The organism is Pseudomaricurvus sp. (genome assembly GCF_965662505.1).
In the GTDB taxonomy this organism is placed as follows: Bacteria; Pseudomonadota; Gammaproteobacteria; order Pseudomonadales; family Cellvibrionaceae; genus Pseudomaricurvus.
Map to the genome: position 1 here is coordinate 24,916 of NZ_CBFIHX010000022.1, position 12,942 is coordinate 37,857.

Sequence of the window (12,942 nt, forward strand, 5' to 3'; positions counted from 1 at the left end):
TCAAACTTTATGAGACGGACTTTAGTGATTAATCCAGGCTGGTAACATATTCCACTGTGGTGGCAAGTCGCATACGCTCCCGATCAAATAATTGCTTTTCATCTTCAATCACTTCATCAGGTAAAACAGCTGTGGACAGATACTTTAAAGTACCCTCAAATATCTTTTCATCCTCAAACCACAATTCAGTAATTACGTCATAACCCAAATCCTCTCCATCGCCGGTCTCAGGACGTGGCTGAGGATCAAGATAGCGACGAACATATTTTTTAATGCCGGAGGCATACTTGAGAGCCATCGGAACGTGGTGGTTTTCGTAGTAATCGCGAAATTCTTCCTTGCTCATGCCAGGGCGGCGCTTCATAAAGAGAAGAATTTTATAAACCTTTTCAGACATGACAGTTCTCTATGCAGAAATGTAAATCGGCACCACTCAAGAAAAACTCAAATGGTGCCGAATATCAATGAAAACAAGTATCAACTAACACTTGGTATCAGTATGACTTGGGCAGCCCCAGTACTTTCTCAGCAATAAAGTTGAGAATCATGTGAGGACTTACCGGTGCCGTTCTCGGGATCAATACTTCACGTAAATAACGTTCAACATGATATTCCTGAGCATACCCCATACCGCCCAGCGTCAGCATAGCGGTGTGACAGGCTTCGAAAGCGGTTTCGGCTGCCAGATACTTACCGGCGTTTGCCTCGACACCACAGTCTTGCTTGTTGTCAAACAGGGTGGCAGCTTTCATTACCATCAACTGCGCGGCTTCCAATTGTGCCCAGCATTTGGCCAATGGATGGGCAATGCCTTGATTCATACCGATGGGCCGATCAAACACCACGCGCTCCTGTGCATAACGACTCGCTTTGTCCAGCGCCACGCGGCCCAAGCCAATGGCTTCGGATGCGATTAAAATCCGCTCCGGATTCAACCCGTGCAAGATCATTTTAAAACCCTGTCCTTCCTCACCAATACGGTCCTCTTCAGGAATAAACAGGTCGGAAATAAACAACATATTGGAATCGACAGCGTGGCGACCCATTTTTGCAATTTCACGAACTTCAATTTTGCTTCGGTCCAGATCGGTATAAAACAGTGACAAACCATCCGTTTTCTTTTTGACCTGGTCCAGAGGCGTTGTTCGCGCCAGCAAGAGCATTTTATTGGCAACCTGCGCAGTCGAAATCCAGATTTTTTCACCACTAACCTTGTAACCGCCTTCGACTTTTTCAGCACGAGTTTTCAGTTTGGTGGTATCCAGACCGGTATTGGGTTCGGTGACCGCGAAACAGACTTTATCTTCACCGCGAATAACCGGCGGCAGCATACGCTGACGCTGCTCCTCATTGCCAAAAATAGAGACAGGTTGCAAGCCAAAGACTGGCATATGGACACTCGATGCTCCAGTCATACCTGCACCGGACTCGGAAATAGCCTGCATCATAATCGCCGCTTCAGTGATGCCTAGCCCCGCTCCACCGACATCTTCCGGCATGGCAATGCCCAGCCATCCCGCTTCAGACATAGAGCGATGAAACTCTATTGGAAACTCTTTTTTATGGTCCAGATCAAGCCAGTAATCATCGTCGAACTGTGAGCAGTGTTTTAACACCGCATCCCGGATATTTTGCTGGTCTTCAGTAAGGGAAAAATCCAAAACACAACTCCTTCATTGTATAAGGTTGTAGCAGTGCAGTAATTGCGTCACGCGTTGGGATCAAAAACCCAGCTCTGCTTTTATCTCTTCGGTATGCTGACCCAGATGGGGGGCGCCAGAACGGATAGCGCCTGGACTGGCGGAAAACCAGGTGGGAATACCAGGAAAACGTACATTTCCCTCTTCCAGCTCCATCTCTTCAAAAAATCCAATCGCGTTGAGATGAGGATCTTCAAAAAGATCCTCAAGGCTGTTGATAGGCGATGCAGGAATACCCAATTCTTGCAACAGCTCCAACCACTCAGCCGTGGTTCGCTGCAAAAAGGTTTCACCCAGCAAACCGTAGACAGTATTGATTTGTTGAGAGCGCTGGGCCAACGTGGCAAATTCAGTGGACTCCCACGCCGGTTTTACAGCCTCCATAAACAGCGACCAATGTTTGTCGTTGTATACCAGTGCAGCAATGTAACCGTCTTTGGTTTTGTAGGGTTTGCGATTGGGCGCAACAACGCGGTGATAGTTCGCGGGTCCTAATGGTGGGTTAAACAACATGCGGTCAACGTGCTCGACCAGCATGAATGAGGCCATGGTTTCAAACATGGCCACTTCGACTTCTTGCCCTTCACCGGTCCGCTCACGATGAAACAGTGCCATCATCGTTGCGTAGAGCATGGTCAACCCAGTGACTTTATCAGCCATAATCGTGCCCACAAAGCTGACCTCGCCGGTGAGCTTTTGCTGAGCTGCAGCCAGACCACACTCACCTTGAATGGTGTCATCGTACGCGGGTTTGTCGGCAGAAGGACCACGACGGCTATAACCGTAACCATTCACATAGACGATAGAAGAATTTAGCTGACACACCTGCTCGTAACTAAAACCGAGCTTTTCAATGGCCTTCGCTCGCATGGAATGCACAAAGACATCCGCCCCTTCAATCAGCTTCTTGAGCACAGCTTTGTCTTCTTCTTGCCGTAAGTCAAGGACTACACTGCGCTTACCACGGTTCACGTTGGAAAACACACCGCTGAGCCCTGGAGCTTGTCCTTCAGACACAAAACGCATGGTGTCGCCTGTTGGTGGCTCAACTTTAACAACGTCTGCCCCCATATCCGCCATGACCTGGGTGCAATAAGGCCCCATAACCACAGAGGTGAGATCAACCACTTTAATCCCGGCCAAAGGCCCTTTTTTACTCATAACTCTGACTCACATATAAACGATCACTTCGCAGGACAAGACCTACAATGCCCACGTTTGACACAGAAAAGCAGCCGCATTACGACTGCTTTACTGCGACCTTTTTGGCACTCGACTCTATTGGTTAAGGCTTGAGCTTGACGGGTGCACCAACCCCCATGTAACGAGCCAAATTGCGATGAAAGTTCGCAGTGGCTTTTTCGCTATATGGATTGGGTTTGGGGCCACTAAAGCCGAACGATCGCATGCCTTTTTGAACCGCCGCCATATTGGAGAAATCCTGACCCAGTACATGGCACCAGGCTTCAGATGTTGGTTCGCAATACTCCCATTTGGTAACAGGCTCTTCGCCTTCCGGGTAGAGTTCGTAAACCGCAGCTTCGAAAATGCATTTATTCGGATCGTAACTGCTGGGACGAGCGCTGTAGCACAACATGTTATTCACAGCATGTCCGACCTGAAAATTCGGGAAGATCTGCCAAGCGGTACCGCTTTCACCAACATGTTTGGGATCGACATCAGGCCACACAACCCCGCGCGCCTCATCGTCTTTACGTGCTGTCGCCAACCAATGCTGAAGCACCTCACCGGGGGGGGTCCCTTCAGGCAATTCATCCGCCAGACGATTGGCCGCATCGACCAGCGTTTGAGTGGTGTTGGTATTGGCCTTTTCCCACGTGTAATTCATCATTTCAGCTGTGCTGATACGCGGGTCATCTTTAGTGCCTACGCGCAGCTTGGCCGACTGATTCTCGTCCATATCTTTGGGCGAGTCGTAACCGATATTGCTGTGCTTGCCCTGCGCTTTTGCCCAACCGTGAAACTGACCATAGCGATTAAACTCGGGGTGGGTTGTTTGCACATGGTAGGTTTCATTGAAAGCTTCAAGAGCCACCTTCCAGTTACAATCGAACTCGCCCCATTTACGCCAGCGACAGCGCATATTCTCCAACTGAAACGGATCCAGCATCGAGGCGGCAGGTTCAAGATACTCTCTTAACGGTTCACATTCGGGATCCATGTTGATCCAGATCCAACCGCCCCAGGTATCACACTGTACCGGGGTCAGACCATCACAGCCCTGCAGAGAACCCTGCCAGTCTTCCTTGTGGGGGATATGAGCATTCTCACCATCAAGATCAAATTGCCAACCGTGAAAGCCACAGAAAAACTTGTTGCGTTTACCCTGAGCATTGCGCTCGCCTTCTGGGGTGTCCACAAGACGGCGTCCACGGTGAGGGCATACGTTGTGAAACGCGTTCAGCTCACCTTGCGCGTTACGCGCGATCAGCAGAGAGTCATCCAGTATCTCGTAGGTGATGAAATTGCCGCGTTCGGGCACATCTTCGACACGCCCAACCTGCAGCCACACTTTGCGCCACAATTTATCTCTTTCTGCGCGCGCATAGTCTTCACAGATATACGCCTCTGGGGTATAGACAATTGACGACTCGAGTTCAGCCTCAGACACGGGCGTAGAATTTTTGTCTGTCATAACAAATCCTGGTAATTATTGTCCGTCTGAATGCAGTCAGACTTCGAACTAAATTAAACGCTGTTAACCAATCGGCTCTTCGCCTTCCAGTTTAGTACGATGCATCATGCGGCCTGAATCCAAAGAATAAGGCATGGCGCGGTGAAGCGTCCCGGTGTTGTCCCACATTACGGCATCGCCAACTTTCCATTCATGACTGTAGACGAAACGCTCCTGTGTTGCCCAATCGCGCAAACCGTGAGTCAGCTCCAGTCCATCCATAGGGTCCATATCCACCACATTGGCGATACTGCAACCCACAGCCAAAGACTTACGTCCAGATTGATGAGTCCAGACCAAAGGCAAAGTACTGCGACCTACCTTCATCCAGGTCTCGAATTGTTCCATAGTGGGCTGAGGCTCAACGTACAGTTGTGAGGCGGCTAATGAATGTACCGCTTTCAGATCTGCAATCTCTGCCTTACGCTCTTCAGGAAGGGCTTCATAAGCAGCATAGGTATTGGCAAACTCGGTATTACCACCGGTCGGAGCAGTAACTTTGCAAGACAGCAGTGACGCACGGATGGGAACATCATTCACGTAGCCATCAAAATGCCAGTAGAAGGCCGCTTTCAAGTAATCGGCAGACGCTGTCTGGTTCTTGTCGAGGGTGACTTTGTATACCCCACCTTCACTGGAACGCTCCGCAGCAAATTTACCCAATGTATTGGTGAAGGCAATTTGCTCTTCATCATTGAAGTGAACTTCAGGAAATACCAGCACTCCACGGTACTCCAGCAACTCTCTCAACCCTTCGGCGTAAACACCACTCAACCCCTCTTCTTTGCTGCACAGGATTCTGGCGCCAATTTCCGGCTTGATATCTTCGTACGGCAACCCCTCAATAACCTTACTGTTCATGCATGAACCTCCAACAGACCAAATTTATAAAAATGCTGAACAGTACATTAGCATTCAGAATTTCAATGTGTCAATCTATTTACCCTGAGACACCCCGCCCCAACTTTCAGATTTGGCCCACTAACGATAAGATGAGGCCACAGCTAGAACCAACCGGAGCATCTACCCCATGACACCAAACCGCCGCCTAGGCAACAAGACAGCCAAAAATCGGGCGCACCTGATTACTGCCGCAGAAACCCTTATGTGCAGGGAAGGATACGCGTCAGTAACGGCCCGCAAGGTGGCAACCGAGGCCGGCCTGAAGGTTCAGCTGATTTACTACTATTTTCAGACCATGGACGACCTGGTTCTGGAAGTCGTCAGGCAACACAGTGCGCAGAGAATGAAGTATTTCATTAAGGCCCTGGCCTCCGCAGAGCCGTTGAGAGCCCTATGGGACATGAATCGCAACAAAAGCAGCGCCCTATTCACCACCGAAGTAATGGCCATGGCCAACCACAAGGAAAGCATTCGCAAGGAACTGGCGACCATCGGTGATGAATTCCGCACTTTACAGGCAGAAGCCGTGGGTCAAATACTGGAAGAACGGGGTCTTGACACCACTCTCTACCCGCCAACCGCCATTGTCGCCACCATCTCGGCACTGTCTCGGGCCACAGCACAAGACAGCGCGCTCGGCGCCAATTCAGGCTACGCAGAAGCTGCCGAGATCGTCGAGCGACTGATTGACCGTTTCAGCACACCCGCAAAGGCTGATCGCCAATCTGACTCGCACCTCACACCTCTTGACAATTGCTAACGTATTGTTCAGCATTTAGGGCTAATCTACTAAACTGAATATCGATCACCTGCGTTACGGCTACAAGATGGCAAATTGGCCAACTTCCCCTATGAGCAAGCAACTCTGTATAGCGCATTTAAGATCCATGTAATTTACACACCCAATGTAAAGGGGAGTTGATATGTCTGTAAAAACTGCTTTAGTCACTGGCGCCGCAGCCGGTATTGGTCGCGCCTGCGCACTGCGCCTGGCTCGTGATGGCATTGCAATTGGAGTGCTGGATCTGGACCTGGCAGCCGCTCAAAAAGTAGCTGACGAAATCACCGCAGCTGGGGGCAAAGCCATTGCCCTGAGCGCCAGCATTGCCGAAGAAGATCAAATCGCGACAGCCGTATCCACTTTGAAAGAGACGTTTGGGCCGGTCACTATCGTTGTCAATAATGCAGGCATCTCCAACTTCATTCCTTTTGACGAGTTGACCGTAAAAGACTGGGATTTGATGTTCGAAGTGAATACTCGCGGCACTTTCATCGTGACTCAAGCAGTATTAGCCGATATGAAAGCCGCCAACTGGGGACGGGTTATCAACATATCATCTTCCAGCGCCCAGACAGGCAGCAAAGAGCAAGTGCACTATTCAGCCTCCAAGGGTGCGGTCATCGCCATGACCAAATCACTGGCACAAGCTCTGGGTCCCTATGGCATCACCGTCAACAACATTCCCCCCGGCGCCGTCATGAACACCGTTATGTCCGAGGCCAATAAACACCGTTTTCGCATGTCTATGGAACAACTGACCAGCGCCATCCCTGTGGGTCGCACGGGCGAACCTGAAGATATCGCCAATGCTTGTGCCTGGCTGGCATCTGAAGACACCAGCTATGTCACAGGTCAGACGATTGGTGTCAACGGTGGTCGTGTCGTTTCATGACGGATTATAGTCTCATTACGAGCTATAAATTTCATAACGAACTATAAATTTCATAACGAACTACAGACTGAATTACATTCTTAACAGGAACACAGTTATGCCAGCTTATTTGATCGTCACACGAGAAGAGCCTATTCAAGACGCCGACGCTTTCAATGAATACCAAAGCCGAACTCGTAAAATGACCGGTGAACACAAGTTGACTCCGCGGGTTGTTTACGGCGACATCACTAGCCTGGAAGGGACTAAACCCGATGGTATGGTGATGCTTGAGTTCCCTTCTGTTGAGGAAGCTGAAGCCTGGTACAACGATCCTCAATACCAGGAAGCCCTTCCATTCAGGCTCAAATCTTCTTCCTATCGAGCCTTTATCGTAGAAGGGTTTCAGCCCCCAAAATAGGCTTTCACTCGTTGAAATAAACGCCGTGAAGAATTTATAAACCCAGATTTTCAAGAGAATTAAACATGTCATCGACTGAATCATTATTTAAGCCGTTTACCTCCCCCAAACTCGACCTGCCAAACCGCATCGTCATGGCACCTATGACCCGCAGCGCCTCGCCCGGTAATGTCCCCAATGAACGTGTGGTTGAGTACTACCGTCGCCGTGCGGAAGGTGGCACTGGCTTTATCATTACCGAAGGCACCTGCGTTGACCACATTGCAGCGCATGGTTTTGAGCATGTCCCTAATTTTTACGGCGAAGAAGCTCTGGCCGGGTGGAAAGAAGTCGTAGACGCAGTTCATGCCGCAGGCGGCAAAATTGCTCCCCAGCTTTGGCACGTGGGCGCTGTGCGTGAAGCTGGCATCAACCCTGGCGGCGACTGTCCGGGATACGGACCATCAGGCATGTCTGTGCCTGGCGTCGTATCTGGAAAGACCATGACCAAGCAGGATATTGATGATGTCGTAGCGGCGTTTGGCAAAGCGGCAGCTGACGCCAAAGCCATTGGTATGGATGCGGTTGAAATCCACGGCGCCCATGGTTATTTACTGGATCAGTTTTTCTGGGCCGACACCAACACCCGAGATGATGAATACGGCGGCGACCTTCGCCAGCGTTCACGCTTTGCCATTGAAATCATCAAAGCAGTCAGAGAAGCCGTTGGCGAAGATTACCCTATCATCTTCCGCCTTTCACAGTTCAAACAGCAGGATTACACCGCTCGCCTGTGCGAGACCCCTGAAGAATTGGCCGATTTTCTGGCACCACTGACAGAAGCCGGTGTCGATATTTATCACTGTTCAATGCGTCGTTTTTGGGAGCCTGAATTTGAAGGCAGCGACCTGAATCTGGCAGCCTGGACACAAAAACTAACTGGCAAGCCAGCCATCTCCGTGGGCAGTGTTGGTCTGGACGCAGACTTCCTGGTAGAAGGCGAAGGCTTTAAGCAGGCGGAAGTCGATACCAGCCTGGACAAGCTGACCGACCGTATGGAAGCGGGCGAATTTGACCTGATTGCTGTCGGCCGGGCCTTGATTGCCGATGCAGACTGGGCCAACATCGTTCGTAAAGGCGAGTTTGACAAGCTGCATACTTTCGATAAAAGCATGCTCGAAACACTTGAGGGCGCAGTGGCTTATTCACCCAAATAGTCACTCGATTAACTCGTCCACCTAGCAATGTATAGGACCCAGCCAATTGGCTGTGTGAAATTCAACGGCGCTGTTTTAAGCAGCCCTAGATACGGTATAAATAAATGAGTGACACCATACTGGATTGTTCAGATCTGGAAAGCTACATGGGGAAACCCATTGCTCCAGCCCGCATGAAAGAAGAGCTGCACAACAACGATATACGTCGTTGGGTGCAGGCTATGCACTACCCTAACCTGATGCATTACGACCACGATTTTGCCAAAGAAGGTCGTTATGGTCGCCTGGTTGCACCTCAGTCATTTGCCATTGCAACGGATGATGGCCACGGTGCCTGGCCTGCGTCTGTCGGCCGGATTCCAGACTCCCACTTAATTTTTGGTGGTGACGAATGGTGGTTTTACGGGCCCAAAATCTTTGGTGGTGACAGAATCACCAACGAAAAAGTACCCTATGATTTCGCCGTAAAAGAAACAAAATTCGCAGGCCCCACCTGCTTCCAGCGCGGTGACAACAACTACTACAATCAAGACGGCGATTTCATCGCTAAACAGCGCTCTACAGCCATTCGCTACCGCGCAGATTTGGCCCTGGAAATGGGTTCAATGAGTGACGAAGAAGAAGATCCGGTTTGGACTGATGAGGAAATTGCCGCGATCGAAACCGAAAAGTTCGACTTCATCAAAATGATGCACGATCTCGGTCACGATAAGCGCTACTGGGATGACATCAATAAAGACGACTCTCTGCCAGTACGAGTCATCGGTCCACACAGCATCGCCAGCTTTGCCACCGAGTGGCGTGCTTATCTATTCACTATCTGGGGTGGTACCCATCGTCCTGGAATCGATATGGAAGCACTAGGTTTCACTAAGGAAATGGCCGGTCACGAAAACGACCCGGTTATGGAACGTGAAAACCCTGAACTGACGGACGGTGCCTACTTTGGCCCATCACGCGGACATTTGTTCCCACGTTTCGCTCGCAAAATTGGCATGCCGCGCGGTTACGGTTACGGGGCATCAATGGGTGCCTGGATTCTGGATTACATGGCTGGTTGGGCTGGCGAATGGGGCCAAGTCGTACACTGTAACGCTGCTTACCGCGGACCTGCATTTACCGGTGATGCAACTTTCTTAACCGCCAGTGTCGTAGACAAGATGGTCGATGAAGAAGGACGTCATGTTGTTCAGCTGGATTGTAAAATGAAGAACCAGCTGGGTGTCACCATGGCAACAGCCAAAGCAGAAGTTGAGCTGGCAAAGAAATAAGCTCATAAAGCCTGGGCTGTATTATCAAGTAGAGATAATACAGCCCTCTTTCACTTCAGCATCCTTGCTCTATTCCCTACATCAGATCCATTTCCAGCCGTTACCGAATCTAAATAAGTCAGTGAGCCACCGCTTCGGAACCGTCCGCACTGGGTGTCGATCCCAAGCTAAATAGTGCTATAGCGCTAAGCCCCATTAGGAACATCGTCAGTTGCAAAAACAGTGCGTAGCTATTGTAATGATCAAATACAGCTCCCGCGACTAGGGGTCCAAAAGCCGTCCCCAAAGACAGCGCCATCACCAAAGAGCCATAGAGCGCACCAAAGTTCTTGAGTCCAAAATACTTGGCTGCAAGATACGCGATCACATCCACTTCAGACCCAAGCGTCAAACCAAAGATCGCGGCAGCAACTGCCTGGTATACAGGATTTGATCCATCGAGCAGTAATAAACTACAACCCAATAATGGAATCAGAAAAGCGGTGGCACCGATCAAGTGGGCCCGGAAACGATCCAATAAAAAACCTGTTCCCAAGCGACCAATAATAGAAAAGATCCCAACCAGTGAAGCAATACCTGCCGCTGCCAGAGGTTCCGCACCACGGTCAGTCAAAATCGGTACGAAATGAACGACAATGCCAATCGCAGTAAACGAAAATAGGCCGCTGGCCATCAATAATTTGTAAAGCGCCGGTGACCGTAAGCCTTCAGATAAGGTAAGTCCTTTGAGCACTTTCTTAGGCGCCTGGCTCGCTGCGGTTGTCTGCTTTTTCCCTTCTTCGTGAGCACTGTGAAAGCAAAGAAACAGAAAGGGAAAAACAAACAAGCACCATAAGCCACTTAATCCACGAAAAGCGACACGCCAGCCATATTCACCAATTAACCAAGTGGCAATCAGTGGGAAGAGGGTAGCACTGATGGCTGCACCCGATAACGTAATCGCCAGCGCAAGTCCGCGTGACGATTCAAAACGGCTAGTCACGGCGCTTGTCCAGACGGTCGCTTGAACCCAAAGCGTACCGATGGCCGTACCAACCCACAATAAGAGCCAGTTCGTCTTGGTTCCTGTGGCTGTACTCAACAACGCGACCGATGCACACATCAGCAGAATACCCATCAATCCAATTCGACGGGGGCCGACTCGATCCACAAGGATCCCGATAGGAATACAAAATAATGCACTCACGATCGACGCGATGGTGAGACCGGAAGAAATCTGGGCACGTGACCAGCCAAACTCCTGCTGTAAAGGCTCAATGAAAGGGCCGAGCGAATAAACGTGAAGTACCGACGTGGCATACCCCAACGCTGCGACAAGTGGTAAAAACCAATAGCTACGCCACTCGGTCATAGCGCTTTTGGATGTAACCATTAACAATTCCTTAGCTGAAAAAAGCTTTTAACGAAATTAAGATTGAGTCGGTGGCTGCATAAGCTCAACGCGGAGCCCATCAGGATCTGTACAGAATACTATAGGCCCATAAGGGGAATCGATTCGGGTATGACTGAGAACCTGACCTCCATATTGGGTTATGCGCTCACAGACAGCATCTATATCATCTACCGTCAAAGTGATATGAGTAAAACCCAGGCGGTTCATCGGACAGCGTTCGTCGGAACCAACCACTTGATCGAAACCAATTAACTCCAGGCGTAAACCTCCAAGACTGACATGATGTGCTTTGAGTGTGGTGCCAGGCAGTTCAATAAGCTGATCAAATGGTGCCCCAATTTCACCGACCTCCCGTTCATGAGTGAAGCCCAGTGCTTCAGTGTAAAATTTTACGGAACGGGATAAGTCCGAAGTACACACCCCAATGTGTAGCAGGTTTACGGAATTGGATTCGCTCACCGGGCTCTCCTTATAATTTTATTTGTGACACAAAAAAAGGCCTGCGCCAACCCGTGGCGCAGGCCTTTATAGTAACAAGTTATGACCTAGAATTGATAATGCAATTGCATGCCGTAACTGCGGGACTCACCATACACCTTGGTACTGAGCCCTAGATTGGGATAGAGCATTACGCCACCGACAGCATATTCTTCATCCGTTAAATTTTTTGCATAAGCAGAGAAATCAATATTCGACCCCATCACATTCTCCCATCCAAGAGTAAGCCCGACTAACCAGTAATCCTCTTGCTGCAGCGCGGGGTAAACACTGGAGGGGGTAGATTCAATAACGGCACTGGTCTGTAGCGCATTTAACCAGATATCATCTTGCCAGGAAGCACTGGCTCCTATGCTTAACGTACCGGCATTTCCCATGGGGTAACGATATGAAACTGTGGCCGTAAACGCGTTTTCAGGAGTAAAGAAAAAGGGTGTGTCCGAAAGATCTACACCTGTGGCAGGCTCTTCCCACGCTTTATACTCAGGGTCTGTATAGGCATACTGCAGCATAATCGTCAGGTTTTCCGTAGGTGAAATTGTCTGCTCAACTTCGAGACCCAGTACCGTTGCTTCAGCTGCGTTTTCTACGGCGCTCCCCGGAGCTCCTGTAGGACCAACCACAGCTACCGTGCGTTGAATGTCATCATACCATTGCTGATATAGCGCGACGTTGGTTCGCATGCTCCAATCGCCTATGGCCCAATCTACTTTACTCCCCAACTCCAGGTCTATAACGGTTTCTGGATCAAAGGGTTCGTATTCAACTGGTCTGGTGGCACGGGCATTAAATCCCCCTGCGCGGTATCCCAAACGAGATGATGCGTAGAGCATGGTGGAATCATTAGGTGTATATTCCAGCGATAAAGACCCTGTCGGCTGGGAAAAGCTTTCAGAAAGCTCTACTTTGCATTCAGATTGGGGTAAAGGCACACTGCTGGCATCTTGAAGTGCACAAGTTGACGGTGTTCTTGCGCTTAATGTCATCTCTTTATCATCATAAGTCCAGCGTAAGCCAGCAGATAAAGACCAGGCATCGTTAAAATGGTAAGTCCCTTGGCCAAACAAAGAATAACTATTGTTATGCATTTCAGCCGTCTGATCGAAAGGATTTGCTGCTGGCTGTAAACTTAACAACACATCTCCTGGAGAGTGCTCAAAACCATCCTCATAATACCAATACAAACCTGCGACCCACTCCAGTGCATCATCCA

General features: G+C 49.8%; 13 protein-coding genes. 5 read left to right on the top strand and 8 right to left on the bottom strand.

The window, feature by feature from the left end; genetic code table 11:
* Positions 1–28 precede the first annotated feature (28 nt).
* From ACTG33_RS04875 to ACTG33_RS04895, 5 genes are all read right to left on the bottom strand, one after another.
* Positions 29–397, bottom strand: coding sequence for an EthD domain-containing protein (locus ACTG33_RS04875; RefSeq protein ID WP_439134069.1), 369 nt, complete (start codon positions 395–397; stop codon positions 29–31).
* Positions 398–494: 97 nt separating this feature from the next.
* Entirely contained in the window at positions 495–1,661 is a 1,167-nt protein-coding gene (locus ACTG33_RS04880; RefSeq protein ID WP_439134070.1) for an acyl-CoA dehydrogenase family protein, read from the bottom strand.
* Between the two features lie 60 nt (positions 1,662–1,721).
* Positions 1,722–2,861 carry a CaiB/BaiF CoA transferase family protein gene (locus ACTG33_RS04885; RefSeq protein WP_439134071.1) on the bottom strand — a complete coding sequence of 380 codons (1,140 nt, stop codon included), beginning with the start codon at positions 2,859–2,861 and terminating at the stop codon, positions 1,722–1,724.
* Positions 2,862–2,985: 124 nt separating this feature from the next.
* Positions 2,986–4,356: an aromatic ring-hydroxylating oxygenase subunit alpha gene (locus ACTG33_RS04890; protein ID WP_439134072.1), complete on the bottom strand. Its 1,371-nt coding sequence runs from the start codon at positions 4,354–4,356 to the stop codon at positions 2,986–2,988.
* A 63-nt stretch (positions 4,357–4,419) separates the two neighbouring features.
* Entirely contained in the window at positions 4,420–5,256 is an 837-nt protein-coding gene (locus tag ACTG33_RS04895) for a TauD/TfdA dioxygenase family protein (protein WP_439134073.1), read from the bottom strand.
* A gap of 169 nt (positions 5,257–5,425) precedes the next feature.
* Here ACTG33_RS04895 and ACTG33_RS04900 point away from each other — a divergent pair, with 169 nt between their 5' ends.
* The 5 genes from ACTG33_RS04900 (at position 5,426) to ACTG33_RS04920 (ending at position 9,838) form a co-directional block, all read left to right on the top strand.
* A complete protein-coding gene (locus ACTG33_RS04900; protein WP_439134074.1) occupies positions 5,426–6,058 on the top strand; it encodes a TetR/AcrR family transcriptional regulator in 633 nt (210 codons plus the stop codon).
* 163 nt (positions 6,059–6,221) lie between these two features.
* Positions 6,222–6,971, top strand: a complete 750-nt coding sequence (locus ACTG33_RS04905) for an SDR family NAD(P)-dependent oxidoreductase (protein WP_439134075.1) — start codon at positions 6,222–6,224, stop codon at positions 6,969–6,971.
* A 97-nt stretch (positions 6,972–7,068) separates the two neighbouring features.
* Entirely contained in the window at positions 7,069–7,371 is a 303-nt protein-coding gene (locus ACTG33_RS04910; RefSeq protein WP_439134076.1) for a DUF1330 domain-containing protein, read from the top strand.
* Between the two features lie 65 nt (positions 7,372–7,436).
* Positions 7,437–8,567, top strand: coding sequence for an NADH:flavin oxidoreductase (locus ACTG33_RS04915; RefSeq protein WP_439134077.1), 1,131 nt, complete (start codon positions 7,437–7,439; stop codon positions 8,565–8,567).
* A gap of 104 nt (positions 8,568–8,671) precedes the next feature.
* Positions 8,672–9,838 carry an FAS1-like dehydratase domain-containing protein gene (locus tag ACTG33_RS04920; protein WP_439134078.1) on the top strand — a complete coding sequence of 389 codons (1,167 nt, stop codon included), beginning with the start codon at positions 8,672–8,674 and terminating at the stop codon, positions 9,836–9,838.
* 118 nt (positions 9,839–9,956) lie between these two features.
* Here ACTG33_RS04920 and ACTG33_RS04925 read toward each other — a convergent pair whose 3' ends face one another.
* The 3 genes from ACTG33_RS04925 to ACTG33_RS04935 form a co-directional block, all read right to left on the bottom strand.
* On the bottom strand, positions 9,957–11,210 hold the full coding sequence (locus tag ACTG33_RS04925; protein ID WP_439134079.1) for an MFS transporter: 1,254 nt from the start codon (positions 11,208–11,210) through the stop codon (positions 9,957–9,959).
* Positions 11,211–11,246: 36 nt separating this feature from the next.
* Positions 11,247–11,690: a VOC family protein gene (locus ACTG33_RS04930; protein ID WP_439134080.1), complete on the bottom strand. Its 444-nt coding sequence runs from the start codon at positions 11,688–11,690 to the stop codon at positions 11,247–11,249.
* An 86-nt stretch (positions 11,691–11,776) separates the two neighbouring features.
* Positions 11,777–12,942, bottom strand: a 1,166-nt coding sequence (locus ACTG33_RS04935; protein ID WP_439134081.1) for a TonB-dependent receptor, incomplete at its 5' end; no start/stop codon positions are given.